The 25,658-nt window shown below is 74.7% G+C and carries 25 protein-coding genes; 14 read left to right on the plus strand and 11 right to left on the minus strand.

All coding sequences use genetic code 11. The annotated features are described in order from the left end of the window. Window positions 1-27: 27 nt before the first annotated feature. On the plus strand, window positions 28-1,002 hold the full coding sequence (locus tag QE405_RS10805) for a DMT family transporter (RefSeq protein ID WP_307200568.1): 975 nt from the start codon (window positions 28-30) through the stop codon (window positions 1,000-1,002). 635 nt (window positions 1,003-1,637) lie between these two features. On the opposite strand, the gene QE405_RS10810 is transcribed toward QE405_RS10805, so the two are convergent. Together QE405_RS10810 and mshA are read right to left on the minus strand one after the other, a co-directional pair. Beyond that, a complete protein-coding gene (locus tag QE405_RS10810; RefSeq protein WP_307200570.1) occupies window positions 1,638-2,189 on the minus strand; it encodes a YbjN domain-containing protein in 552 nt (183 codons plus the stop codon). Further along, window positions 2,186-3,448, minus strand: a complete 1,263-nt coding sequence (gene mshA / locus QE405_RS10815; protein ID WP_307200571.1) for a D-inositol-3-phosphate glycosyltransferase — start codon at window positions 3,446-3,448, stop codon at window positions 2,186-2,188. The genes QE405_RS10810 and mshA overlap by 4 nt, the downstream gene beginning before the upstream one ends. Before the next feature lie 131 nt (window positions 3,449-3,579). On the opposite strand from mshA, the gene QE405_RS10820 reads away from it, so the two are divergent. From QE405_RS10820 to QE405_RS10835, 4 genes are all read left to right on the plus strand, one after another. Continuing rightward, window positions 3,580-4,344 carry an SDR family NAD(P)-dependent oxidoreductase gene (locus QE405_RS10820; RefSeq protein ID WP_307200574.1) on the plus strand — a complete coding sequence of 255 codons (765 nt, stop codon included), beginning with the start codon at window positions 3,580-3,582 and terminating at the stop codon, window positions 4,342-4,344. Between the two features lie 141 nt (window positions 4,345-4,485). Then, window positions 4,486-5,682, plus strand: coding sequence for an iron-containing alcohol dehydrogenase (locus QE405_RS10825; protein ID WP_307200576.1), 1,197 nt, complete (start codon window positions 4,486-4,488; stop codon window positions 5,680-5,682). Between the two features lie 12 nt (window positions 5,683-5,694). After that, window positions 5,695-7,113, plus strand: a complete 1,419-nt coding sequence (locus tag QE405_RS10830; protein ID WP_307200577.1) for a MadS family sensor histidine kinase — start codon at window positions 5,695-5,697, stop codon at window positions 7,111-7,113. Continuing rightward, the gene (locus QE405_RS10835; RefSeq protein ID WP_307200579.1) at window positions 7,110-7,790 is read left to right on the plus strand and encodes a MadR family response regulator transcription factor; all 681 of its coding nucleotides are present in this window, start codon (window positions 7,110-7,112) and stop codon (window positions 7,788-7,790) included. Before QE405_RS10830 ends, QE405_RS10835 begins: the two co-directional genes overlap by 4 nt. A gap of 253 nt (window positions 7,791-8,043) precedes the next feature. Here QE405_RS10835 and mftM read toward each other — a convergent pair whose 3' ends face one another. The 5 genes from mftM to QE405_RS10860 all read right to left on the minus strand — a co-directional run bounded on the left by mftM (window position 8,044) and on the right by QE405_RS10860 (window position 14,250). Further along, window positions 8,044-9,015: a mycofactocin oligosaccharide methyltransferase MftM gene (gene mftM / locus QE405_RS10840; RefSeq protein WP_307200581.1), complete on the minus strand. Its 972-nt coding sequence runs from the start codon at window positions 9,013-9,015 to the stop codon at window positions 8,044-8,046. Beyond that, the gene (locus QE405_RS10845) at window positions 9,012-10,553 is read right to left on the minus strand and encodes a VWA domain-containing protein (protein WP_307200582.1); all 1,542 of its coding nucleotides are present in this window, start codon (window positions 10,551-10,553) and stop codon (window positions 9,012-9,014) included. Before QE405_RS10845 ends, mftM begins: the two co-directional genes overlap by 4 nt. Window positions 10,554-10,623: 70 nt before the next feature. Further along, window positions 10,624-11,856: an AAA family ATPase gene (locus tag QE405_RS10850; RefSeq protein ID WP_307200584.1), complete on the minus strand. Its 1,233-nt coding sequence runs from the start codon at window positions 11,854-11,856 to the stop codon at window positions 10,624-10,626. Window positions 11,857-12,003: 147 nt separating this feature from the next. Next, window positions 12,004-13,296, minus strand: a complete 1,293-nt coding sequence (gene mdo / locus QE405_RS10855) for an NDMA-dependent methanol dehydrogenase (protein ID WP_307200586.1) — start codon at window positions 13,294-13,296, stop codon at window positions 12,004-12,006. A gap of 168 nt (window positions 13,297-13,464) precedes the next feature. Then, window positions 13,465-14,250 (minus strand): IclR family transcriptional regulator, encoded by a 786-nt coding sequence (locus tag QE405_RS10860; protein WP_307200588.1) that lies wholly within the window; start codon window positions 14,248-14,250, stop codon window positions 13,465-13,467. 148 nt (window positions 14,251-14,398) lie between these two features. On the opposite strand from QE405_RS10860, the gene QE405_RS10865 reads away from it, so the two are divergent. The 6 genes from QE405_RS10865 to QE405_RS10890 all read left to right on the plus strand — a co-directional run bounded on the left by QE405_RS10865 (window position 14,399) and on the right by QE405_RS10890 (window position 19,551). Next, on the plus strand, window positions 14,399-15,202 hold the full coding sequence (locus tag QE405_RS10865; RefSeq protein ID WP_307200590.1) for a CoA transferase subunit A: 804 nt from the start codon (window positions 14,399-14,401) through the stop codon (window positions 15,200-15,202). Between the two features lies 1 nt (window position 15,203). Continuing rightward, window positions 15,204-15,833 (plus strand): CoA transferase subunit B, encoded by a 630-nt coding sequence (locus tag QE405_RS10870; RefSeq protein WP_307200592.1) that lies wholly within the window; start codon window positions 15,204-15,206, stop codon window positions 15,831-15,833. Window positions 15,834-15,903: 70 nt separating this feature from the next. Beyond that, the gene (locus QE405_RS10875; protein ID WP_307200594.1) at window positions 15,904-16,080 is read left to right on the plus strand and encodes a hypothetical protein; all 177 of its coding nucleotides are present in this window, start codon (window positions 15,904-15,906) and stop codon (window positions 16,078-16,080) included. Beyond that, a complete protein-coding gene (locus QE405_RS10880) occupies window positions 16,077-16,388 on the plus strand; it encodes a hypothetical protein (protein ID WP_307200596.1) in 312 nt (103 codons plus the stop codon). Before QE405_RS10875 ends, QE405_RS10880 begins: the two co-directional genes overlap by 4 nt. 131 nt (window positions 16,389-16,519) lie before the next feature. Next, on the plus strand, window positions 16,520-19,099 hold the full coding sequence (locus QE405_RS10885; protein WP_307205781.1) for a SpoIIE family protein phosphatase: 2,580 nt from the start codon (window positions 16,520-16,522) through the stop codon (window positions 19,097-19,099). Between the two features lie 47 nt (window positions 19,100-19,146). Further along, window positions 19,147-19,551, plus strand: coding sequence for a secondary thiamine-phosphate synthase enzyme YjbQ (locus tag QE405_RS10890; RefSeq protein WP_307200598.1), 405 nt, complete (start codon window positions 19,147-19,149; stop codon window positions 19,549-19,551). Here QE405_RS10890 and QE405_RS10895 read toward each other — a convergent pair. The 4 genes from QE405_RS10895 to idi all read right to left on the minus strand — a co-directional run bounded on the left by QE405_RS10895 (window position 19,532) and on the right by idi (window position 21,962). Beyond that, a complete protein-coding gene (locus tag QE405_RS10895; protein ID WP_307200600.1) occupies window positions 19,532-19,975 on the minus strand; it encodes an ATP-binding protein in 444 nt (147 codons plus the stop codon). The genes QE405_RS10890 and QE405_RS10895 overlap by 20 nt on opposite strands. Window positions 19,976-20,015: 40 nt before the next feature. Continuing rightward, window positions 20,016-20,606 (minus strand): dienelactone hydrolase family protein, encoded by a 591-nt coding sequence (locus QE405_RS10900; RefSeq protein ID WP_307200601.1) that lies wholly within the window; start codon window positions 20,604-20,606, stop codon window positions 20,016-20,018. Between the two features lie 71 nt (window positions 20,607-20,677). Then, entirely contained in the window at window positions 20,678-21,364 is a 687-nt protein-coding gene (locus QE405_RS10905; protein WP_307200603.1) for a GAF and ANTAR domain-containing protein, read from the minus strand. A 61-nt stretch (window positions 21,365-21,425) separates the two neighbouring features. Beyond that, a complete protein-coding gene (gene idi, locus QE405_RS10910; RefSeq protein ID WP_307200605.1) occupies window positions 21,426-21,962 on the minus strand; it encodes an isopentenyl-diphosphate Delta-isomerase in 537 nt (178 codons plus the stop codon). A 280-nt stretch (window positions 21,963-22,242) separates the two neighbouring features. On the opposite strand from idi, the gene QE405_RS10915 reads away from it, so the two are divergent. Genes QE405_RS10915 through QE405_RS10925 form a run of 3 tightly spaced genes read left to right on the plus strand, consistent with a single transcriptional unit; the run spans window position 22,243 to window position 25,594 of the window. Next, entirely contained in the window at window positions 22,243-23,187 is a 945-nt protein-coding gene (locus QE405_RS10915) for a phytoene/squalene synthase family protein (protein ID WP_307200607.1), read from the plus strand. Continuing rightward, window positions 23,184-24,833: a phytoene desaturase family protein gene (gene crtI, locus QE405_RS10920; RefSeq protein WP_307200609.1), complete on the plus strand. Its 1,650-nt coding sequence runs from the start codon at window positions 23,184-23,186 to the stop codon at window positions 24,831-24,833. The genes QE405_RS10915 and crtI overlap by 4 nt, the downstream gene beginning before the upstream one ends. Next, window positions 24,830-25,594 (plus strand): CDP-alcohol phosphatidyltransferase family protein, encoded by a 765-nt coding sequence (locus QE405_RS10925; RefSeq protein ID WP_307200611.1) that lies wholly within the window; start codon window positions 24,830-24,832, stop codon window positions 25,592-25,594. The genes crtI and QE405_RS10925 overlap by 4 nt, the downstream gene beginning before the upstream one ends. Window positions 25,595-25,658: the final 64 nt, after the last annotated feature.

Genomic DNA, 25,658 nt, shown 5'->3' on the forward strand with positions numbered 1-25,658 from the left:
GTCGGTGGTGTGTCCTACGGTGCCCGGGTGACCTCCTCGGCCCGCACGTCCGCGCCCACCGGCGCCGCCTCGCCCGAGCCCCGACAGCCCGTGGCTGCCTGGCTGCCCGTCGCGGCCGGGGCGGTCACGCTGCTCCTGTGGGCCTCGGCGTTCGTGGCCATCCGCCACCTCGGCAGCGACGTGCCGCCCGGCGCGCTCTCGCTCGGACGGCTGCTCATCGCGGCGGCCGCGCTCGGTGCCCTGCTGCTCACGCGTCCGAGCGGCACGCGGCGCTGGCCGGCGCGGCGCCACGTGCCGCTCCTCCTGCTCTGCGGCGCCGCCTGGTTCGGGATCTACAACCTCGCGCTCAACGCCGCCGAGCAGCGGATCGACGCGGGCACGGCGGCGCTCGTCGTGCAGGTCGGCCCGATCCTCGTCGCGCTGCTCGCGACCGTCTTCCTCGGCGAGCAGCTGCACCGGTGGCTCGTCATCGGCATGGGCGTCGGGTTCGCCGGCGTCGTCGTGATCGCGCAGGCCTCGTCCGGCCACGAGAGCGGTGACCTGACCGGGGTGCTGCTCGCCGTCGTCGCCGCCGCGACGTACGCGGTGGGGGTGCTGAGCCAGAAGCCGGTCCTGCAGTCCGCCGGCCCCCTCGAGACGACCTTCCTCGCCTGCGTCATCGGCGCCGTCGTGTGCCTCCCCTGGGCCGGCGAGCTCGTCGACGTCGCCGGCACCGCGTCGGTCGGCACCGTGCTCGGCGTGGTCTACCTCGGCCTCCTGCCCACCGCGGTGGCGTTCACGACGTGGGCCTACGCGCTGTCCCACACCAACGCCTCCACGCTCGCGCTCACGACGTTCCTCGTGCCGTTCCTCGCGGCGGCCCTGGCCTGGCCCCTGCTCGACGAGGTGCCCCCGCTGCTCGCGTTCGTCGGGGGCACGCTGTGCATCGCGGGCGTGCTGCTGACCCGGCGTCGCCCGCGCGCCGAGGTCGCGGCGCCGGTGCCCGACGACGAGGCGGCCTAGCGCTTCCCTCCCAAGCCCGGGTCGTGGTGCGAGGCCACCACTTTCCGGAGGGCTCACACCACGACCGGTGGGGGCAGGCCGCGCCGGCGCGGGCAGACCGCGCCGGCGCGGGCAGGGTCGCGAACTGGGACGTTGGTACGCCGCCGGCTGGCCGCGCGCCGTACCAACCGCACACTTGCGAGCAGCCCGGCCGGGGCCGCCCGCCAGCAGCCCCGGTCGTGGTGCGAGGCCACCACTTTCCGGAGGGCTCACACCACGACCGCTGGGGGCACGCCGCGCCGGTGCGGGCGGGTCGCGAACTGGGACGTTGGTACGCCGCCGGCTGGCCGCGCGCCGTACCCACCGCACACTTCCGCGCAGCCCGGCTGGGCCCGCCCACCCGCAGCCCCGGTCGTGGTGCGAGGCCACCACTTTCCGGAGGGCTCACACCACGACCGGTGGGGCAGGCCGCGCCGGCGCGGGCAGGGTCGCGAACTGGGACGTTGGTACGCCGCCGGCTGGCCGCGCGCCGTACCCACCGCACACTTCCGCGCAGCCCGGCCGGGCTCGCCCACCCGCAGCCCCGGTCGTGGTGCCAGGCCACCGGTTTCCGCAGGCCTCGCACCACGACCCCGGGAGGAGCGACGGTGGGGGCGCTAGCCGGGGTTGCTCTCCCCGCCGGGCTCGTCACCCGCCTCGAGCCAGCCGCGGAACGCCTCGAGGTTGCGCGTCGACTCGCCCCGCTCGCGCCGCCACTCCCACTCCTTGCGGATGGACGAGGCGAAGCCGAGCTCGAGGATCGTGTTGAACGACTCGTCGGCGTAGGTCAGCACGGAGCCCAGCAGCCGGTCGAGGCCGGCGGGGGTCACGGCGTCGAGGGGCAGCCGGGCGTCGAGGTAGATGTCGCCGGTGCGGTCGATGGCGAACGCGACGGCGTACAGGCGCAGGTTGCGCTGCAGCAGCCAGCGGTAGACGCCCTCGTGGTTCTCGTCGGGGTTGCGGCAGACGAACGCGTGCACGCCGAGCGCGTGCCGTCCCACGTCGAGCCGCACGGGGATCGTCAGCTTCCGCTCCCCCGGCAGCGACAGGGAGAACACGCCGGGGCTGAGCTCCTCGTGCTCGACCCCCTCGGCGACCAGGTGCGCCCGCACCAGCTCGACGATCGGGTGCTCGACCTCCGGCGTGGGAGGCTCGGGTCCGTCGATCACGCATGGCCTCCCGATGTGGTGGTCCGCAGGACGCGGCGGGCGTCCTCGTACGCCGCGAGCGTGGCCTCGGCGCTCCGCTCCCAGGCGAACCCGCGGGCGTGCTCCAGCGCTCCGGCCGACAGCGCGAGGCGACGACGCTCGTCGCGCAGCAGGCCGCGGAGCGCGTGGGCCCAGTCCTCGGGCTCGTGGGTGTCGACGAGGAGGCCGCTGTGCTCGTGGCGCACGGCCGTGACGAGACCGCCGACGCCGGCCGCGACGACCGGGGTGCCGGCGGCCTGCGCCTCGAGGGCGACGAGGCCGAACGACTCGTTGTAGGACGGGACGGCGACGAGGTCGGCCGCGGCGTACCACCACGCCAGCTCCGGCTGGGCGACCGGCGGCACGAACCGGACGACGTCCTCGAGCCCGAGCGTGCGCACCAGCTCCGCCAGCGCCTCGGGACGCTCGCGGCCGGATCCCGACGGGCCGCCCACGATCGGCACCACCAGGCGGTCGCGCAGCCCGGGGTCGCGCTCGAGCAGGACCGCCACGGCGCGCACGAGCACGTCTGGGGCCTTCAGCGGCTGGATGCGACCGGCGAACAGCACGACGAGCGCGTCGACCGGCAGGCCGAGCGCAGCCCGCACGGTGGGGCGGTGCTGGGGCCGGAAGCGGGCCAGGTCGACGCCCGGGTGGACGACCCGGACGCGTTCGGGGGCCGCGCCGTACAGGCTCACGAGCTCGTCGGCCTCGCGGTCGGTGTTGGCGACCAGGAGGTCGGCCGCGTCGACCACCTGCTCCTCGCCGATGACGCGCATCGCCGGCTCGGGCTCGTCCCCCGCCGCGAGCGCACCGTTCTTGACCTTGGCCATCGTGTGCATCGAGTGCACGAGCGGCACCGCCCAGCGGTCGCGCGCCAGGGCGCCGACCTGGCCCGAGAGCCAGTAGTGGGAGTGCACGACGTCGAAGTGGCCGAGCGGGGCGGCGGCCTCCTTGCGGAGCACCTCCCGCGCGAAGGAGCACAGCTGGGCCGGCAGGTCGGCCTTGTCGATGCCCTCGTAGGGACCCGCGACGAGGTGGCAGACGCGCACGTTGTCGGCGACCTCGACGACCGGCGCGAGGCGGGAGGACGTCGCCCGGGTCATCACGTCGACGGCGACCCCGAGGGCACCGATGCGGCGGGCGAGCTCGAGGACGTAGACGTTCATGCCCCCCGCGTCGCCCGTGCCCGGCTGGTCGAGCGGCGACGTGTGGAGACTGATCATCGCGACGCGATCCATGCCGCCACCTCCGTCCTGTCGTTCCCCGCCCGTGCCTCGCCGCGCGGGAGCCGTCCGCCATTGTCCACCTCCGGCCCAACCACCCGGCACACGGCTGCCCGGTGCGCGACCGGGGCTGTCAGACTGCGGGCATGAGCGTCGAGACCGCCCCCCGCACCCGTCGTACCGCCGTCGTCACCGGCGCCAGCAGCGGGATCGGCGCCGCGACCGCCCGTGCCCTCGCGGCCTCCGGCTTCCGGGTCGTCTGCGCGGCCCGCCGCGCGGACCGGGTCGCTGCGCTCGCCGCCGAGATCGACGGCGTCGCCGTGGCGTGCGACGTCACCGACGCCGACCAGGTCGCCGCGCTCGCCGAGGCCGCCGGCGAGGTGGTGCACGTGCTCGTCAACAACGCCGGGGGCGCGTTCGGCAGCGACCCGGTCGAGAGCGCGGACGCGGAGCAGTGGAAGGCGATGTACGACGTCAACGTCATCGGCCTGCTGCGGGTCACCCAGGCCCTGCTGCCCGCCCTGCGCGCCAGCGGGGACGCCGTCGTCGTCAACGTCGGCTCCACCGCGGGCCGCGTCGCCTACGAGGGCGGTGGCGGCTACACCGCCGCCAAGCACGGCACCAAGGTCGTCACGGAGACGCTCCGTCTCGAGCTCGTCGCCGAGCCGATCCGCATCTCCGAGATCGCGCCGGGGATGGTCCACACGCCCGAGTTCTCGCTCGTCCGGTTCGGGGGCGACCAGGAGAAGGCGGACCAGGTGTACGCCGGCGTGCGCAACCCGCTCGTCGCCGAGGACGTCGCCGACGCGATCGCCTGGGTGGCGACCCGGCCCAGCCACGTCAACATCGACCAGCTCGTGATCCGCCCCCGCGCCCAGGCCGCGCAGCACAAGGTGCACCGGGAGGGCTGAGCCCGCGGGGCTGCCCGCCTCCCCGGTCGCCCCCGTCCGCCCCCCGTCCGGCCGGCCGGGGCAACGTGGTTGCAACCTGCCCCGACGGAGGGTGGCGTCGGTGGAGTGACGCCGGTCACTCCACCCGGCGAGGAGGAGCCCGTGGCACCAGTCGGAGTGATCGAGCCCCCGGCGGTGGGCTGCCGCGGCACGTCGCTGGTCAAGTTCCACGCCCCCGAGATCGTGCTCGGCGTGGGCTCCCTCGCGGAGGCGGGCTTCGCCGCGGCCCGGCTCGGCGCACGCCGCCCGTTCGTCGTCACCGACCCCGGGATCCTCGCCGCCGGCTGGGTCGACGAGCTGCTCGGCCACCTGCGCGACGTCCGCCTGCGGCCGGTGGTCTTCCACAACCTCACGCCCAACCCGAAGGACCACGAGGTGCGCGCCGCGCACGAGCTGTACGTCGCGAGCGGGGCCGACGTCATCATCGGCATCGGCGGCGGCTCGGTGATGGACGCCGCGAAGGGCGTCGCCATCCTGTCGGGCAACGGCGGCGACATCCTGGACTACGCCGGGGTGGACCGGGCGACACAGCCGATCCCGCCGATGCTGATGATCCCCAGCACCTCGGGCAGCGGCGCCGACGTCAGCCAGTTCTGCATCGTCACCGACACCGCCCGGTCGGTGAAGCTGACGATCATGGGCCGCGCGCTCGTGCCCGACATCTCCGTCACCGACCCCCGCCTGCTCGTCACCATGCCCGACGACCTCAACGCCGCGACCGGGCTGGACGCGCTGACGCACGGGATCGAGTCGTTCGTCTCGTTGGCCCACAACCCGCTGGCCGACGTGCACGCGCTCAACGCCGTCGGGCTCGTCTGCCGCTACCTGCGTCGCACGCTGACCGACCCCACCGACACCGAGGCGCGCAGCCGGATGGCCCAGGCGAGCCTCGAGGCCGGGCTGGCGTTCACCAACGCCATCCTCGGTGCCACCCACGCCATGAGCCACCAGGTGGGCGGTCTGCTCGACGCCCCGCACGGCGTCGTCAACGGCGTGCTGCTCCCCCACGTGATCCGCTACAACGCGCGGGCCGTGCCGGACCGGTTCGTCGACCTCGCCGGCGCGGCCGGGCTCGACGTCGACGGCGCGGACGGCGAGAAGGCCGCGGAGCTCCTGGCCGAGCACGTGCGGCGCCTCGCCGACGACGTGGGGGTGCCGTCCGGCCTGGCCGCCCTCGGCGTCGCGGAGAGCGACGTGCCCCTGCTCGCCCGCACCACGCTCGACGACGCCTGCCTCACCACCAACCCGCGCCCCGCGACGGAGGGCGACGTCCTCGACCTCTTCCGCGCGGCCCTGTGAGCAGGCGGTGACGTGAGCCTCGACGTACCGGCTCCGGGGGCACGGCCCGACCTCGCCGCCCTGACGGGGGTGCGGTCGGGCAAGGGGTCGTACTACCGCGCCTACGTGCGCTCCGACGAGCGCACCCAGCGGGCGGTGCGCGCCATGGACTCGATCTCGCGCGCGCTCGTGCGCACCGTCGAGGGGCCGCGGGGCCTGCTCGAGGAGGTCGTGCGCGCCGCCGCCGCCCACCTCGAGGCCGAGTGGACGCTGCTGGCGGTCTCCGACGGACACCTGGCCGGCGCGCGGCCCCGCTTCCTCGCGTGCTCCGGCACGCCCGAGGGACCCGGGCTGCAGGTCGTGGACGACGAGACGCTGCTGCCCGCGTTCGTGCGCCGCGAGCTCGGCGCCGTCCGCGCCGGGCACGCGACGCGCACCGCGGACGACGGTCGGTGGGTGCGCGTGCCGATGTCGCTCGAGGGGCGGCACATCGGGGCGCTCGTCGGCCTCCACGGGCTCCCGTTCGAGCCCGAGCCGGGCGACCTGTCGGTGCTGCGCATCCTCGCCAACCAGGCGGCGGTGTCGCTGCACACCTCGGAGCAGTACCACGCCGGGCTGGCGCTGCACCGGCGGGCGCAGCGGCTGTACGACGAGGCGCAGGCCCAGCGCCGTGACCTCGAGGCCCGCACGGCCGAGCTCCGGCACGCCGAGCAGCGGCTCCTCGTCGCCCACCAGCGCGAGCTCGTCGACACCGAGCGGCACCGGATCGCGCGCGAGCTGCACGACTCCGTGACGCAGTTCGTGCTGTCGGCCGGGATGGCCGTCGAGGTCGCCCGCGGCGAGGCCGCCGCGCTCGGCGTCGAGCGGGTGGCCGCGCCGCTGACGACGGCGAAGGACCTCACCCGGGAGGCGGTCGACCAGCTGCGACGGGCGATCTACGCCCTGCACCGCCCGCACAGCGACACGGTCGCCACGCTGCCCGAGCTGCTCCACGAGCTGACCGCCCACCACCGGCCGCACCTCGCCGTCCAGATCCGCGTCGAGGGCCGGGTGTGCGAGCTGCCCGCCGACGCCGACCACGAGCTGGCCCGCGCCGTGGGCGAGGCGCTGTTCAACATCGTCAACCACGCACGGGCCAGCCGGGCGGTCGTGCGCGTCCGCTACCGGCCCGACCAGGTCCGCGTCACGGTCGCCGACGACGGCTGCGGCGACCCCGCCGAGCTGGCCCGGATGCTGCGGCTCGAGCGCGGCACGACCGCCGACGGCCGCCACCGCGGGCTCGCCAACATCGAGGCCCGCGTGGCCGACCTCGGCGGGACCCTCGCGTTCCGCCGGGCGCGGTTGGGCGGCGTACGTGTCGAGCTCACCGTGCCCCTGCCCATCGACACCGGTGGGTCGTCCCTCATCTCCGACCTGGTCGGCGCCCCACCCCCACGAGAGGAACCGTCATGACGCTCAGCCCTGTGGAGACCGCTCCCGACCGCGCGTCGGGGACCGTCGGGATCGTGCTCGTCGACGACCACGCGATCGTGCGGCAGGGGCTGCGCTCGATCCTCGAGCGCGAGCCCGACCTGACCGTGCTGGGCGAGGCGTCCTCGGCCGCCGAGGCGCTCGCCGTCGTGGCGCGGGTGCGGCCCGACATCGTGCTGCTCGACCTCAAGCTGTCGACGTCGTCGGACACCGAGGGTCTCGAGCTGTGCGCACGCCTCGTGGCGGAGCACCCCGGGCTCGGCGTGCTCGTGCTGACGACGTTCCTCGACGACCAGCTGGTGCTGCGGGCGATCCGGGTGGGCGCACGGGGATACGTCGTGAAGGACGTCGACACCTCCGGGCTCATCCGCTCGATCCGGGACGTGAGCCGCGGTGGGAGCGCCTTCGACGCCCGGAGCGCCGCCGCCATGGTGCGGGGGCTGAACGCGCCGGAGCCGGTCGCGAACCAGCACCTGACGGAGCGCGAGCAGGAGGTGCTGCGGCTGCTCGCCCGGGGGCACTCGAACCGCGCGATCGGCGAGCGGCTCTACGTGTCGGAGACGACGGCGAAGTTCCACGTCGGCAACATCCTGCGCAAGCTCGGCGTCTCGCGCCGCGCCGAGGCCGTGTACGAGGCGGGGAAGCTCGGGCTGCTCTGACCTCCTGCTCGCGTCGAGTTGGGTCGTACGACGCGGCGCACGCGTCGAGTTGGGTCGTACGACGCGGCGCACGCGTCGAGTTGGGTCGTACGACGCGGCGCACGCGTCGAGTTGGGTCGTACGACGCGGCGCACGCATCGAGTTGGGTCGTACGACGCGGCGACGGCGCCGTTCGACCCAACTCGACGGCCCTGCCGCGCCGTTCGACCCAACTCGACGGCCTAGCCGCAGCCGTTCGACCCAACTCGACGCATCACCCCACGTCCACCACCAGCCAGCCGCCGTGGAGCTCGTGGACGTCGTGGGGGTGGCCGGTGGCGGCGCCCCAGGCGCGGAGGTCGTCCAGCGAGATCGTGCGCACGTGGCCCCACGTCTCCTCGGCCACGTCCTCCAGCGGCACCGCGACGACCACCCGGCGCCGGGCGAGCCGGAGCGCCTCGGCGAGGATCCGCTGGCCGTGCTCGGCGTCCACGTGCTCGAGCAGGTGCAGCACCAGCACCGTGTCGACGGAGGCGTCCGCGCCGGGGTGGTGGGCCGCGTCAGCGACCACCGTCTCCAGCCGTACGCCGCGACGCCGCGCCACCTCACCGAGGAGGCGCACGGTGCCGGGCGCGACGTCCGAGGCCGTCACGGTCCGCCCGGACGCGGCCAGCCGCAGCGGCAGGAACCCGAAGCAGCAGCCGACCTCCAGCACCGATCCCGGTGCGAGCAGGCCCTCGGCGTGGGCGTAGACCGGCGCGTACTCCGCGATCGTGCCGTGCCCCGAGCCGCCCGCCCCCGGAGCCACGTCCCGCCAGCGGTCGAGCTGCGCCAGCGTGTTGCCGTAGAACAGGTCCCACGACGCCAGCGGATCGGGGTGCATCGACCGCACCACCCCGGTGAACACGCGCTCGAAGAGCGCGACGCCACGCAGCCAGCCCGGCCCGAACAGCTCCGTCGCGACCAGCCCGGCGACGTCGTCGTCGATCTCGTGGGGCCCCAGCACGTGGTCGACCCGCACCCGCCGGCCACCGCTGGCCGGCGTGAGGTCGAAGTGCGGCGTGCGCACCGTCGCCAGACCGCGCCGCGACCGCCGCTCCCCCACGGCGCGCACCTCGACGACGTCGTCGCGGTAGAGTCCGGCGACCGACGCCCGGAACGGGTCGAGCGGCGCCGGCGACAGGTCCGGGCCCGTCACCTGGCCCGTCACCTGGCCCGTCACCTGGCCCGTCACCTGGGTCGTCATCGCGGACGCCCCGTCGGCAGCAGCTCGGTGACCTTCTCGAGCCCCGCGAGGTTGCGCACGACCTGCACCCGCGAGCAGTGCTCGGCGTAGGCCGGCAGGTCGCAGCGACCCAGCCCCCACGAGTAGCGCGGCTCCGGGGTCAGCCACACCGTCTCCCGCGCGCGTCGCGCGAGCTCGGCGAACGAGCCCAGGCCCGGGTCACGCCCGTTGCTGCGGCCGTCGCCGAGCACCACCAGCGTCGTACGGCGCGTGATCGTCCCCCCGTGCGTCTCGAGGAACGCGTCGAACACGTTGCCGTAGTCGGAGTCGGCGTCCACGTCGAGCACACCCCCGGCGGGCAGGCCCGAGAGCACCAGCGACAGCGCCTCCTCCGTGCGGTGCTCGGCGAACAGGTCGGTGGTCTCGACGACGTCGGAGACGAAGGCGAAGGTCCGCACGGAAGCGGCGACCGCCTGGAGGCCGTGCACGAGGTGGAGCGTGAACCGGGCCGTCGAGCGCACCGACAGGGAGACGTCGCAGAGCACCATCAGCCGGGGCCGGTCCTCGACCTTGGCGACGGTGACGGGACGGAACGGCACGCCGTCGTACTTCATGTTCGAGCGCATCGTGCGGCGCCCGTCGACGGTGCCCCGCGCGGAGGCACGCCGGCGCGGGCGCGGCGCGCCGTGCAGCGAGCGCAGGAGCCGCCGCAGCGCCTCCTCGAGGGCCGCCCGCTCGGCCTCGTCGACCGTCTCCGCCTGGCGCGCCTCGATCTCCTTGCCCTCGAGCTCGACGTCCATCGCCATCAGCGCCTCGAGGTGCTGCTTCAGCTTCTCCGGCAGCGCCGCCAGGAACGGGGCGAGCGCCTCCCGGAGCGCGGCCAGGGTGGCCGCGTGCTCGGGGTCGTCGGGCTCCTCCCCCGCCTCGGCCTCCTCCAGCCAGGAGAGCAGGGTGAGCTCCTCCGCGACGCTCAGCTCGGTCTCCAGCTGGAGCCCCGGGCTGCTCGCCAGCTCCCCCGGGTTGCCGGGGTTGTGGAGCCGCTGGGTCGAGATCTGCACGCGGGCGGCCTCGCCGATCGTGCCCTGCTTCTCGTTGGACAGGATGATCTCGTCGGTCATCGCGGCCATGTCGATCTTGTTGGCCTCCTGGTGCAGGTTGTACTGCTGCGCCAGGTCCTCCGGCTTGAAGAACTCCTTGATGTCCTTCGGCTTGTCGTGCGAGTGCCCGTCCTGCGGCAGGTCGCCCGGGACGTCGGAGAGCGTGAACTGGTCGAGCGTCCCCGTGTCCTCCAGGTCGTCGTGGGCGTGGGAGTGCCCGTGCCCGTCGACGTCGTCGACCAGGGCCCGCAGCCCGAAGAACCGGTCGAAGACCCGCTCGAAGGCCGGCAGGTCCCGGCGGTCCTTGACGAGGCACACGGCCAGGGCCGAGCGCAGCACCTCGCGGTCGTCGAGCACGCCGGGCGTGCTCACCGCGTACATCGCGTCGATCGCCTCCGCGGTGCTGACCCGCACCCCGGACAGGCGCAGGAACCGGATGAAGCGGTGCAGGGCGCCTTCCATCGCGCTCCCCTCCCTCTCGAGCCTCCGACCGGCCTCCGACCGGCCTCTCACCAGCGCCGTACGCCGCGGGTCAGACCGGTCGCTTCCGCGAGCCCGCCGCGAACGAGCGCGCGCCCTGGCCGCTCGACACCGACCGGCCGTTGACCGACGTGGTGCCCTGGGCGCCGTAGTAGTTCTCGTCGTGCCGTCCGGGCTGGTCCTTCGCGGCCCGCACGTCCTTGCCGCTCGGCCCCTCGGCCGCGTCGCCGACCGCAGGGGCGGACGGGGCGGCCGGCTTGTCCTCGTGCCCGTGGCCGTGCCCGTGGCCGTGGCCATGGCCGTGCAGGCTCTCCGGCACCGTCGCGTTGGGGTCGACGAGCCGCGGGACCTCGCGCAGCGCCCGGGCCAGGTCGCGCTCGTACTTCACGACCACGTTGAGCGTCGACGACAGCACCTCGGCGGAGAGCTCGGAGACGCCGAGCACGGCGAGCGTGCGGGCCCAGTCGATCGTCTCGGAGATGCTCGGCGCCTTGCGCAGGTCGAGCTCGCGCAGCTGGCGGACCACCTCGACGAGGCGGGTCGCCAACGACGCCGAGAGCCCGGTGTCCTTGCTGGCGATGATCTCCAGCTCGCGCTGCGCGTCGGGGTAGTCGAGGAAGAGGTGCAGGCAGCGCCGCTTGAGGGCGGCGGAGAGGTCGCGCGTGTTGTTGGAGGTGAGCACGACGTAGGGCTTGTGCGTCGCCACGACGGTGCCGACCTCGGGGATGGAGACCTGGTACTCCGCCAGCAGCTCCAGCAGCACCGCCTCGAGCGCCTCGTCGGCCCGGTCGACCTCGTCGATGAGCAGCACGACCGGCTGGGGCGACGTGATGGCCTCGAGCAGCGGCCGCGGGGCGAGGAACCGGTCGGAGAAGAACACCGAGTCCTGGGCGGCGATCCGCTCGACCGCCTCGGTCAGCGTCGCGGTGTCGGCGACGACCTGGCCGATCTTCTCCCGGAGGATCTGCGTGTAGAGCAGCTGCTTGCCGTAGTCCCACTCGTAGAGCGCCTTCGTCTCGTCCTGGCCCTCGTAGCACTGCAGCCGCAGCAGCCGCCGCCCCGTGACCTCGGCGAGCGTCTGCGCCAGCTGGGTCTTGCCGACGCCCGCCGGCCCCTCGAGCAGCACCGGCTTGTCGAGGCGCGTCTGCAGGAAGACGGTCGTCGCGAGCCGGTCGTCGGCCAGGTAGCCGGCGGCGGCGAACCGCTCCTTGACGGCGGCGACGGAGTCGAGCTCCTCCACCTCCTCGAGGGTCGGGGTCTCGTGGTCGGTCGGCGTGGTGGTCATCGACGGCTCCTCGCTGAGCAGGGCTGAGCTGGGCAGGGCTGGGCGCGTAGTCCCTGACGTTCCGGCGACGACACGCCGGGGCGGTGTGCCGAAACGTCAGGGACTACCACCGGGGAGGGGGTGGGCGTACGGCGCGGGGGCCGTCGATCAGGACAGGAGGTCGTCCAGGTCGCCCGTCATGCAGTGCTCGACCACGGGGCGCACGGTCTCGAACGTGCACTCCTTGGCGTTGCCCGGCGTGCAGGCGTCACCGAGCACGTGGTTCGTGATCCGGTCGACGTCGTCGGCGTCGCCCTTGATGACCGGCGCGTTCTCGTAGTACTTCGTCGGGCCGGTGCCGAGCCGGTTCTTCGAGTACGAGTCGGCCGTGACGTCCACGAACCGCTCCGGGATGCCCACGTCGCGGAGCAGGCGGATGGCGGCGGCGAGCGCGGCGTCCGCGGCCTGCGGCTTGGTCATGCCGTGGGTGTCGATGCCCATCGCCTCGGCGATGTCCGCGAAGCGGCCGTAGACGGCCGGCATGTTGAACGCCCAGACCCGCGGCAGCGCGATCGCGTTGTTGAGGCCGTGGTGGGTGTCGTAGAACGCCGACACGGCGTGGCTGATCGAGTGGATGATCCCGAGGCCACCGGAGTTGAACGCCTGCGCGGCGATGTACTGCGCGTACATCATGCCCTCGCGCCCCTTGAGGTCCTGGCCGTTCCAGGTGGCCTCGCGGAGGTTCTCGGCGGTCAGCTTGATGGCGCGGATCGCGTTGCCGAGGCTGGGCTCGAAGTTCAGCCGCGAGACGTACGGCTCGGAGGCGTGCGCGAGCACGTCGAACCCGCACTGGGCCGTGTAGTCGACCGGGCAGTCGAAGTAGAGCACCGGGTCGTCGATGGCCAGGGTGGCCACCGAGGCGTCGTCGAACGCGACGTACTTGTGCGGGTTGTCGGGGTCGGTCGTCGTGTCGGTGATGACGTAGGCCCACGACGTCTCCGAGCCGGTGCCGGCCGTCGTCGAGACCGCGATGTGCGGCGGGTTCTTCGGGTTCTCGGACATGTTGAAGCCCTCGAACTCGTTGACGTTGCGGCCGTCGTGGGCGACGGAGATGCGCGCGCCCTTGCAGGCGTCGTGGGACGAGCCGCCACCGATGGAGACGAACGAGTCGCACTCGTTCTCCTGGTAGAGCGCGACCGAGTCCATGACGTTGTAGTCCTTGGGGTTGGACTCGACCTTGTCGTACACGACGACCTCGAGGCCGTGGTACTTCATCGACTCCACGATCTTGTGCACGATGTCCGTGCCCCGGAGGCCCGACGTCATCACGAGGGTCTTGCGGAAGCCCAGCTTGAGGGCCTCCGGCCCGATCATCTCGTGGGCGCCCGGGCCCATGAGGGCGCGCGGGAACGGGTGGAACTCCTTGATCGGGAACGGCTTGAGCAGCTCGTCGACCTGCATGGCAGACCTCCTGTGGGACGGGGATGTGGCGCTCGTCACGAGACGCTAGGTCCGTCGGAGAGGGGTCGAACAGGCGAGGATCCGGATCCCACCACCCAGGTCAGGGGGCGGTCCTGGCCGTTCGGAGAGGTCCCCTGGCAGGTCGGCGTGGACCGCGGCGAGCGGCCGTCAGCGCGGCGGCGCCGCGGCGCTCGGTCCGGCCGAGAGCCGGCCCGTCAGCGCGTGTGCCTCGCGCAGGAGCAGCGCCCCGAGCTCGGCGCGCCGCGGCTGCGCGAACCGCGACTCGATCCCCGTCAGCGTGAGCGCCCACGAGGGCCGGCCCGCCCGGTCGAAGACGGCTGCGGCCAGGCCCCAGCTGCCCTCGACGTTGAGCCCCGGGTTGGTCGCGTAGCCGTCGGTGCGCGTCGTCGCGATCCGCTGCCGCAGCGGCTCGGTCGCGTGGGGGCGTCCGTAGGACGGCACCAGGTCCACCCGCGCGAGGTAGTCCTCGACCTCGCGGTCGGGGAGGTGCGCGAGCAGGGCCAGCCCGGCGGACACGACGCCGAGCGGGAAGCGGGACCCCTCGGTCAGCACGTGCGAGCGGATGGGGAAGTCGCCGTCCTCGCGCAGCAGGCACACCGTGTCCTCGCCGCGGCGGACGGAGAAGAACGCGCTCTCCCCCGTGACCTCCGCGAGCCGGCGGACGGTCGGGTGCGCGACCTGCGCGACGTCGTACCGCCGGGCCGCGGCCGCGCCCAGCACGAACAGCTCGGGGCCGAGGTGCCACCGTCCCGTCTCCTGCACCCGGTCGACGAGGCCCTCGTCGAGCAGCGCGGTGAGCACGCGGTGGACGGTCGGTCGGGGCAGGTCGACCGCCCGCGCGACGTCCGCGGTGCGGGCGCCGTCGGTGTCCAGCTCGGCGAGCGCGCGCAGGACCCCGGCAGCGCGCCCGACCATCCCGACCGCTTCGCTCACGGGGGCCAGCCTAGCGGCGCGTTCGGTGAGTGAACGGCCGGTCCGGCCTCCGGTCGCGCTGCGAGCAGTCCGCGGCCGGGCGTTGACCCCTCCGCCCACCAGCCGGTTGTGTCGGAGCGCACACACCAGCGACAGAGGGAGATCGGGCGTGGACAAGGTCGTGGCGTCGGCCGCGGAGGCCGTCGCGGACATCGGGTCGGGATCGCGGATCGCCGTGGGGGGCTTCGGGCTCTCGGGCATCCCGTCGGTGCTCCTCGCGGCACTGCTCGACCAGGGAGCGGACGACCTCGAGGCGTTCTCGAACAACGCGGGCGTCGACGGCGCCGGCCTCGGCATGCTCCTCGGCGCGGGCCGCCTGCGCCGGATGGTGGCCTCCTACGTCGGCGAGAACAAGGAGTTCGCGCGGCAGTACCTGTCCGGCGAGCTCGAGGTCGAGCTCACCCCGCAGGGCACCCTCGCCGAGCGCATGCGCGCCGGCGGCTCCGGCATCCCCGCCTTCTTCACCGCGACCGGCGTGGGCACCCAGGTGGCCGACGGCGGCCTGCCGTGGCGGTACGACGCGGACGGCAACGTCGTGACGGCCTCCCCCGCCAAGCAGACCCAGGTGTTCGAGACGGCCGACGGTCCGAAGGAGTTCGTGCTCGAGGAGGCGATCGTCGCGGACTTCGCCCTCGTGCGCGCCCACCGCGGCGACCGCCACGGCAACCTCGTGTTCCGGCGGGCGGCCCGCAACTTCAACCCGCTCGCCGCCATGTGCGGCCGCACCACGATCGTCGAGGTCGAGGAGCTCGTCGAGCCCGGCGAGATCGACCCGGACCACGTCCACCTGCCGGGTGTCTTCGTGCACCGCGTCGTACCCCTCACCCCCGAGCAGGCCGCCGACAAGCGCATCGAGAAACGCACGGTGCGCCCCGCGTCCCCCACCGCCACGAGCACCGAGCAGGAGGCCTGAGATGCCCTGGAGCCACGACGAGATGGCGGCCCGGGCCGCGGCGGAGCTGAGCGACGGCTCCTACGTCAACCTGGGGATCGGGCTCCCGACCCGGGTGCCGAACTTCGTGCCCGACGACGTGGAGCTGGTGCTGCAGTCGGAGAACGGGATCCTCGGCGTGGGCGCCTACCCCGTCGAGGGCGAGGAGGACCCCGACCTCGTCAACGCGGGCAAGGAGACGGTGACCGTGCGCCGCGGGGCGTCCTACTTCGACTCGGCGACGAGCTTCGGGATGATCCGCGGCGGCAAGGTGGACGCCGCCATCCTCGGCGCCATGCAGGTCTCGGCGGCCGGCGACATCGCCAACTGGATGATCCCCGGGAAGATGGTCAAGGGCATGGGCGGGGCGATGGACCTGGTCCACGGCGCCGACAAGGTCGTGGTGCTGATGGAGCACGTCGCCCGCGACGGCTCCCCCAAGATCGTCGACGAGTGCTCCCTGCCCTACACGGGGCGGGGCGTCGTGCAGCGCATCATCACCGACCTGGGCGTGATCGACGTGACGCCCGACGGCCTCCGGCTCGTCGAGCTCGCCCCCGGCGTGAGCGAGGAGGAGATCCGCGCCGCGACCGAGCCGCCGCTGCTCACCTGAGCGCCCGGCCGGCGGGTACCGCTAGGCGGGCTGACGTAGCGTCGTCGGCACACCTACCGAGGAGGTCCAGATGGGTCCACGGCGATGGATCGTCGCGGCAGTGATCGTGCTCGTTGTGGTGGTCGGCGGCACGCTGCTGATCATCGGGCTCACGACGGCCGACGAGGCCGAGGGCTCCGCCCCGGCGACGCCGGCGGAGACGTTCGGCGGGGGCGACACGACCGACGCGGACGTGAGCGCGGCGTGAGCACCGTCGACGACGAGCGCTGGCTCGTCGTCGACGGACGCCGCTGGCGGCGCACCGACCCCTCCCTGCCCGACGACCTGCGCGCCGCCCTGACGTCCCACCTGGGCCGGGCCCGGTCCGCGGTCGGCGTCGCGAAGCGCCGGGGGGACGACGACGCGGTCGCCGCGGCCCGGCGTCGTGTCGGCCTCGCCAAGCACGGGCTCGGCGAACGGGGTCCGCGGTGGTGGGACCGGCCCGAGGCCGAGCGCCTGGCCGCCGCCCGCACGGCGCTGGACCAGCTCGACAGCCTCGCCCCGCCCGACGCCTGACCGCGGCCCGTCCCGTCGGCCCCCTCGGCCCCGGCGGTCCAGTCCGCCCTTGGCCGTCGTGGGAGGATCACCGGACGACGCCGCGACACCGGTCGCGCGACCCTCGGCAGATCGGAGCCCGGTTGAACCGCGTGCCGGTCGAGCCCGAGCGCCCCGCCGCGGGGCGCAGTCCGTTCCGCGGCCCCGAGATCACCTCCGCCCGGGTGGAGCGCGCGCGCAGCCTCTCGGCCCGCACCGACGGGCTCCCGGCCCTCAACCGGCTGGCCGAGCTCGCCGCGCAGCTCCTCGGCACCGGGTCCGGCCAGGTCTCCGTCATCGCCGACCGGCAACGGGTGATGGGCGGGTCCGGGCTCGCCGCCCCGACGGTCGGCGCCGAGTCCGACGCCTCCGAGTCGCTGTGCCTCCTCCCGGTGGAGACCGGCGAGCCCGTCGCGATCCCCGCCACGCGGGACGACGCGCGCTCCCAGCACCTGCCTCCGGTCGTGGGGGGCGCGGCCGCGTCGTACCTGGGGGTGCCCCTGCGGTCCGGCGGCCACGTCGTGGGGTCGCTGTGCGTCTTCGACACCGCCGAGCGCACGTGGTCCGCCGACGACGTCCGCCTCCTCGAGCAGCTGGCGGAGCCGGCGCTGGCCGAGCTCGAGCTGGCGGCGCTGGAGTCGACCTACGAGGAGGACCGCGTCGTCTGGCAGCTCGCCGTCGACGCCGCCGGGGTCGGTGCCTTCGACTGGGACCTCGTCACCGGCGAGCTGCGCTGGGACGACCGCCTGCTCGAGGTCTTCGGCACCGACCGTGCCTCCTTCGGGGGCACGATCGAGACGTTCAACGCCTTCGTCCACGCCGACGACCGCGACTGGGTCGGCGCCGCGCTCGACCACGCCATCGCGACCTGCGGCGAGTACGCCGCGGAGTACCGCGTCACCTGGCCCGACGGCACCCTCCGGTGGGTGGCCGCCCGCGGGCACGCCATCGCGGGGCCTGACGGCACCGCCGTGCGGGTGGTCGGCGCGGCCTACGACACGACGGCGGTGCGCGAGGGCGAGGAGCGCGTCGCCCGCACCCTCGAGGCGATGCCGACGGCGTTCTACCACCTCGACCGCGACTGGCGGTTCACCTACGCGAACCCCGAGGCCCGTCGGCTGCTGGGCGGGATCAGCAGCGACCCGGTCGGCCACGTCGTGTGGGAGCTCTTCCCGGCCACGGTCGGGTCCGACTTCGAGCGCTACTACCGCAGCGCCGTTGAGAGCGGCCGGCCGCGGTCGTTCGAGGCCTACTACCCACCGCCGCTCGACGGCTGGTACGAGGTGCGCTGCTGGCCGACGCCCGACGGGCTCTCGGTCTACTTCATCGAGATCACCGAGCGGCGCATCGCGCAGGACGTGCTGGCCCGCGCGGCCGGCCGGGCCGAGCTGCTCGCCGACGTCACGCGCACCCTGACGGACACCCTCGAGGCCGACGAGGCGGTCGAGCGCCTCGCCCAGATCCTCGTGCCCCGCCTCGGCGACTGGTGCGTCGTCACGCAGGTCGACGGCCGTCTCACCGACGACCCGCTGGTCGACCGCACCTGGCGGCGCCGCCTGCGCGACATCGGCTGTTGGCACTCCGACCCGGCGAAGCGTCCCCTGGTGGAGCAGTACGCACAGGTGCGCATCCCCGCCCTCACCAACGGCTCCATGGTCGCGCGCGCCCTCGCCGGCCGTGAGCCCGTCGTGGTGCATGAGGGCGCCACCGAGCACATCGTCTCGGTGCTGGAGCCGGGCCCGGCCACGGAGGCCTGCCGCGCGCTCGGCCCGGCCGCCGCCGCCGTCGTCCCGCTGCCGGGCCGCGGCCGCACGGCCGGCCTCCTCACCGTCTTCCGCGGACCCGAGCGCCCGGGCTTCTCCCCCGAGGACCTCGTGATGCTGAGCGAGGTCGCCGACCGCGCCGGGCTCGCGCTCGACAACGCGACGCTCTACGCGGGCCAGCGCGACATCGCCGAGGGCCTGCAGCGCAGCCTGCTCACCGCTCCACCGCGCATCGAGCACCTCGACGTCGTCGTGCGCTACGAGCCGGCCGCGGAGGCGGCGCAGGTGGGCGGGGACTGGTACGACGCGTTCCAGCAGCCGGCCGCGGACGCCCTGACGCTGGTCATCGGCGACGTCATCGGCCACGACGCCCGGGCGGCCGCGGCGATGGGCCAGGTGCGCACGCTGCTCCGCGGGATCGCGGTCACGACCGAGGGCGGTCCGGCCGAGGTGCTGCACCGGGTGGACGCGGCGCTGGCGACCCTGCGGGTCGACACCATGGCGACCGCGGTGATGGCCCGGCTCGAGCAGACCCCCGCGCAGCGCGACGTCGGCAGCGCGACCCTGCGCTGGAGCAGCGCCGGCCACCCGCCGCCGGTCGTGGTGGTCGACGGCGTGGCCCGGGCACTGTGGTGCGGCGACCCGAACCCGATGCTGGGCCTCCTCACCGCCGCCTCGGTCGCGTCCTCCCGCAGCGAGTCGTCGATCGAGCTGCCGCCGGGCTCGCTCCTGCTGCTCTACACCGACGGGCTCGTCGAGCGGCGCGGCGAGGTGCTCGACACGGGGCTCGACCGCCTCTGCGGCGTGCTGACCGAGCTGCTGGCCGAGGACCCGAGCACCGAGGACCTCTGCGACCGCCTGATGGCCCGGATGCTGCCGGGCTGGACCGAGGACGACATCGCCCTGGTCGCCGTGCGGCTGCGCGACTAGCGACGCGACCAGGAGCCGGGTCACCCCCCGCCTGCCACGATGGGCGGATGGACAGCGAGACGCGCCGCTACCGCACCGGCGACCGCGAGGTCGTGCTCGACCTCACCGAGGACTGCCGCTCCTGGGTCGCGCGCCGGGGTGACGGGCTGCTCCACGTCTTCGTGCCGCACGCGACGGCCGGGCTCGCGATCCTCGAGACGGGCGCCGGCAGCGACGACGACCTCCTCGCCGCGCTCGGGGACCTGCTGCCCGCGGACGACCGGTGGCGCCACCGCCACGGCAGCCGCGGCCACGGGCGGTCGCACGTCATGCCGGCCCTCGTGCCGCCGTACGCCACCGTCCCCGTCGTCGACGGGCGCCTCACGCTGGGGACCTGGCAGAGCATCTGCCTCGTCGACCTCAACGTCGACAACGACGAGCGCGAGGTGCGGTTCAGCTTCCTCCGGGGCTGACGGGACCGATCGGCACCACGGCACGCACCGTGGTGCCGGCGGCGGTCGTCTCGACCGCCCAGCTCCGGCTGAGGCCGTCGACGATGTGGAGGCCGCGGCCCCGGTCGGCCATCGGGTCGGCCGGGCGCAGCCGGCGCGCCCGCCAGGCCTCGGCGCCGCTCCCGGGCGGGCCGCCCGCCGGGAGACCGCCGTCGGTCACGGCGAGGTGGACGACGTCGCCCTGGATCTCCCAGCACACCCCCAGGGAGCCGTCGGGACGCGGCGCACCGTGCTCCACGCCGTTCTGCAGCAGCTCGTAGAGCACGAGGGCGGCATCCTCCGCGACGTCGATCGAGGTGCCCTGGGCGAGGAGCGCGTCGAGGAAGCGGTGGCGGGTCTCCGTCGCCGCCGGCTGGTCGCACCGGATCGACCCGTCGAAGTCCACCGCACGATCGTGGCACGGGGCCGGTGACGTCCCCACGGCCTCAGGCGTCGAGCGCGTCGAGCCCGCCGAGGAAGGCGAGCACGCGGTCGAGGAGCAGGGCGGCGGCGGCCGCGTCGTACGACGGGAGCGTGGGGTCGGCGAAGAGGTGGGCCTCGCCCGGGTAGAGGAAGAGCTCGCCCCGCGCCTCCTGCTCGGTGAGGGCCCGGGCCACGTCGAGGTCGCCCTCGCCCGCGAAGAACGGGTCGTCGCTCATGCCGTGCACCTGCACCGGCAGCCCCTCGGGCCAGCCGGGGCCGAACTCGCTCGGCGGCACGCACGCCTCCATCAGCACTGCCCCGCGGGCGCCGACCCGGCCCTGCGCGAGCATCTGGGCGGGGAGCACACCGAGGGAGAACCCCGCGTAGACGACCTCCTCCGGCAACCCCTCGACCGCGGCGGCTCCGCGCTGCAGCAGCGCCGGCAAGCCGATCTCGCCGACGTGGCCCACGCCGGCGGTCAGGTCGTCGAACGTGCGTCCGTCGAAGAGGTCGGGGGTGTAGACGTGGTGGTCGGCCTCCCGCAACCGGTCAGCGAACGTCACCACCCCGTCGGTCAGGCCCTGCGCGTGGTGGAACAGCACGACGGTGGCCATGCAGGTCTCCTTCAGGGTCGGGTCGCTCCCGCCACCCTAGGGCCGACCGGCTCGCGTCCGCGGCACCGCTGCTAGCGAGCCTCCGAGGGCGGCGCAAGGAGGGCCTCCGCGACGTCCCGCAGCTTGCGGTTGCCGTGCTGCGACGTGCGGGCGAGGTAGTCGAACGCCCGCTCCGCGTCGAGGCCGAAGCGCTCCATGACCACCCCGACCGCCATCCCGATCCGCTCGCGGGACTCGAGGGCGGTGCGCAGGTGCTCCCGCTCGCGCACCCCACCGAGGGCCGTGGCCGCCGCTGCCGCGAGCAGCTCGGCCAGCTGGAGGCTCTCGTCCCCGATCCGGTCCGCCGCCAGGGAGTAGAGGTTGAGGGCGCCGAGCACGCGGTCGTCGACGTGGAGCCGCAGGCCCACCTGGGCCCGCACCCCGCGGCGCACGGCGACCGCCATGTAGGCCGGCCAGCGCTGCTCGTGGCGCGCGTGGTGGATGACGACGGTCTCCGCGTCGAGGGCGGCGTGCAGGCAGGGCCCCTCCCCGAGGTCGTGCTGGAGCCGGTCGAGGTCACGCACGAGGTCGTCGGTCGCGGCCACGGTCTCCAGGCTCCCGTCCCGCCCGGCCAACGAGACGCTGACGTGGTCGACGTCGTCGAGGGAGAGCCGCGCGACCTCCACGATGGCCGCGAGCGTGCCCGCGACGTCCGTCGGGCGGTACAGCGCGCGGATCGCCTGGGCGGCAGCGGTGAGGGTGGAGCCGGACGCGTCCATGGGGTTCCGGTACCCCGCTCCCCCCCGCCCCACCCGAAGGTGGACCCGAGGTCCGGGCGCGTCAGAGCCCCAGCACGGCCCGCATCCCGACGCTCTGCTCGACCGCCCAGGGGCTGAGGGCCCACGGCGTGCGCTCGGCCAGGTCGAGCAGGGCGCGCGGGTCGGTCCAGGCGTGCTCGGCGACCTCGTCGGGGTGCGGAGACGGCACGTCGTCGGTGCGCGCGAGCCAGACGGGGCAGATCTCGTGCTCGACGATCCCGCTGGCGTCGACGGCGCGGTAGCGGAAGTCCGGCAGGGCGAGCCGCAGGTCGGAGACCCGCAGGCCGAGCTCGTGCGCGGCGTACCGCTCGACGGCCGCCACCGGCTCCTCCCCCGGGCGCGGGTGCCCGCAGAACGTGTTGGTCCACACGCCCGGCCAGGTGCGCTTCGTGAGGGCGCGGCGCGTCACGAGCAGGCGGCCGTCGGGGCCGAGCACCCAGCAGGAGAAGGCGAGGTGGAGCGGGGTGTCGGTGGTGTGCACGCCGCCCCGGGGCGCCGTGCCGCAGGGCTCCCCGCGCTCGTCGAGCAGCACGACGAGGTCCTCGGTGGCGACGGTCATCGGAGCTCCTGGGTCGACGGCGGGGCGTGGGCGGGGCATGGGCGGGGCAAGGGCGGGGCAAGGCGGAGGATCTGCCTCCTCCCATCGTGCCGGGCGGGCGGTCGGGACGCGTCGCGGGGTGCCGGGACCCCGGTCGGCCGCCCGCCGGCCGGGCCCCCTCGGGCGCACGTCTGCCTCCGGTTCCACCTCCCCCCGTACGTTCTCCCCAGACGGAGGGCGAGCGCCCGACGGCCACGACCAACGCCCTGCCGGCGGCGGCGTCCCCGAGGAGGAACCGAGCATGAACCTCTGGCTGCACGGCCCGTCACGCCCACCGCGGGGCGCCGTTCCCCGGCCCCACCAGCAGTACGACGAGGTCGCCGAGGCGAGCGCCTCGCTCGTGATCCGGGCGTACTCGTCGTCGTTCGGGCTTGCGTCCCGCCTCCTCGGCGGCCGGGTGCGCGCCGACGTGCGCAACGTCTACGCGCTCGTGCGGGTGGCCGACGAGATCGTCGACGCCCCCCGTCCCGAGGGCGACGACACCGAGCGCCGCGCCACGCTCGACGCCCTCGAGGAGGCGACCGTCACCGCCCTGCGCACCGGCTCCAGCAGCAACCTCGTGGTGCACGCCTTCGCCCGCACGGCCCGCCGCTGCGGCGTCGACAAGGCGCTGGTCGCCCCGTTCTTCGCCTCGATGCGCACCGACCTCGACCGCACCGAGCACGACGACGCCAGCCTGGCGACCTACGTCTACGGCTCGGCGGAGGTCGTCGGCCTCATGTGCCTGCGGGCGTTCCTGGCGGACGAGCCGCAGCGCGAGGTCCAGTACGAGGCCCTCGGCCCCGGCGCGCAGCGCCTCGGCGCGGCCTTCCAGAAGGTCAACTTCCTCCGCGACCTCGGGGAGGACGGTGACGACCTCGGGCGCCGCTACCTCGTCGGGCTGGATCCGGCCGACCCCGACGAGGCGGCCTGGACGCGCTGGCTCGACGACGTCGACGCCGACCTCGCCGCGGCCGCCGCCGTCGTCCCCGCCCTGCCCCGCAGCAGCCGCGTCGCGGTCTGCACCGCGCACGACCTCTTCTCCGAGCTGGCGGTCCGCCTGCGCCGTACGTCGCCGGTCGAGGCCCGCGACCGCCGCGTCCGCGTGCCGGGTGCCGTCAAGGCCCGGCTGGCCGCCGGCGCGCTCCTGCGCGACGGCCTCCCCCGCACCGCGACGCCGGTCCGACACGCGGGGGCCGCCGCGTGAGCGCCCCGCTGCGGCGCGTGGTCGTCGTGGGCGGCGGCGTCGCCGGGCTCGCGACCGCGGCGCTGCTGGCCGCCGACGGGCACGACGTGGAGCTGTTCGAGAAGAACGACGCGCTCGGCGGACGCGCCGGGTCGTGGGAGCAGGACGGGTTCCGGTTCGACACCGGCCCGTCGTGGTGGCTCATGCCCGAGGTGTTCGACCACTTCTTCCGCCTCCTCGGGACGACGACCGAGGAGCAGGTCGAGCTCGTGCGCCTCGACCCGGGCTACCGGGTGTTCTTCGAGGGCGTGCCCGGCAGCATCGACGTGGCCGCCGACGAGCAGGGCAACCGGGACCTCTTCGAGAGCATCGAACCCGGCGCCGGCGACCGGCTCGGGGACTACCTCCGCTCCGCCCGCGAGGCCTACGACCTGGCGGTCGACCGGTTCCTCTACACCAGCTTCGAGACGCCGGCCGCCTTCCTCGGCCGCCGCGTGCTGGCGCACGGCCCCCGGCTGGCGGGCCTGCTGGCCCGCAGCCTGGAGTCGTACGTCGCGGCGCGGTTCTCCGACCGCCGCCTGCGGCAGGTGCTGGGCTACCCCGCCGTCTTCCTCGGCTCGTCGCCCGACCGCACGCCGGCGATGTACCACCTCATGAGCTGGCTCGACCTCGCCGACGGCGTGCGCTACCCCGCGGGCGGGTTCACCCGGCTCGTCGAGGCGCTCGCCGACCTCGCGCGCCAGCGTGGCGCCCGGCTGCACACCGGCACCGCGGTCACCGAGGTGCTGACCTGCCGCCGCACCACCGCGCGGGGCGACCGGCGGCGCGCGCGCGTGACCGGCGTGCGCGTCGTCGACGCCGACGGCACGAGCCGCGACGTACCCGCCGACGTGGTGGTCGGAGCGGCCGACCTCCACCACGTCGAGACCCGGCTGCTGCCGGACGACCTGCAGACCTACCCGCAGCGCTGGTGGGACAAGGCCGTCTCCGGGCCCGGCGCCGTGCTGGTGCAGCTGGGGGTCACCGGCCGCCTGCCCGAGCTCGAGCACCACTCGCTGTTCTTCACCGAGGACTGGCACGCGAACTTCGACGCCATCTTCGGCACGCCCACGCGGGTGCCGGACCCGGCGTCGATCTACGTGTGCAAGCCGTCAGCGACCGACGACACCGTGGCACCGCCCGACCACGAGAACCTGTTCGTCCTCGTGCCCGTGCCGCCCGATCCCGACATCGGGCGGGGTGGGGTCGACGGCGCCGGGGACCCGCTGGTCGAGGCGATCGCCGACCGGGCGATCGACCTCGTCGCGCGTTGGGCGGACGTGCCCGACCTGGCCGACCGGGTCGTCGTGCGGCGCACCGTCGGTCCCGCCGACTTCGTGGCCGACGTCAACGCCTGGTGCGGCGGGGCGCTAGGGCCGGCGCACGTGCTCAAGCAGAGCGCGTTCTTCCGGGCCGGGAACGTGTCGAGGAAGGTGCGGGACCTCTACTACGCGGGCGCCAGCACCGTGCCGGGCATCGGGCTCCCCATGTGCCTCATCAGCGCCGAGCTCGTGCGCAAGCGCCTGGCGGGCGACACGTCGGTCGGTCCCTCGACCGAGCCCCCCGCCGACGCGCCCGCCGACGCGGTGCCCGACGGGACGGTGGACGCGACCGCGGGCGTGGCGTGACGCGCGGCCGTCCTCGGTCTGCGGCGGACGAGGAGTCGTTCGACCACTGGTCGCGCCTGCACGGCGGGCTCGACCCGCGGGGGTCCGTCTGGGTGCGGGGCTGGGTGCGCCTCACCCACGCCGGAGCGCGCCCGCTCGCCCGGTGGGGCGTGCACCCCGACGCGGTGACCCTGGCGGCGGTCGTGCTGACCGCAGCGGTGCCGCTGCTCGCCGGACTCGGCGCCCTGTGGCCGCTGGTCGCGGTGGTGCCGATGGTGGTCGCCGCGGTGCTGGACGGCGTCGACGGTGCGCTGGCCGCCCGCACGGGCACCGACTCGGCGTGGGGCCGCGTGCTCGACGGCCTCGCCGACCGCTGCGCCGACCTCCTCCTGCTGCTCACCCTGGTCGTCCTGGGCGCCCCGTGGTGGCTCGTCGCGGTCGTCGCCGTCGCCACGCTGCTCCTCGAGCAGGCCCGGGCGCTGGGCCAGGCCGCGGGCATGGTCGGCCCCGGGGCCGTGACGGTGTGGGAGCGCCCCTCCCGCGTCATCGTCGTGGCGTTCACCGCGGCCGCGTGCGCCGCCGCGTGGGCGGCGCGGTCGGTGGGCGTCGACGTGCTGCCGGCGGTCGACGGCGCCGTGCTGGCGACGACCGGCACCGTCGTCGGTCTCGCACTGGCGCTCGTCGGGCTGGCGCACGTCGTCCGCGCCGTACGGCGTGCCCTCCCCCGGGGTGGGGCGGGGGGTGACACTTTCCCCGGTCGACCGGGGAACACGCCGCTTTGACCATCAATGTTGATGGTCAAAGTGACACCTTCCCCGGTCGACCGGGGAAAGTGTCGTACCCCCT

It is taken from the genome of Nocardioides zeae, from assembly GCF_030818655.1.
GTDB classification, from domain to species: Bacteria; Actinomycetota; Actinomycetes; order Propionibacteriales; family Nocardioidaceae; genus Nocardioides; species Nocardioides zeae_A.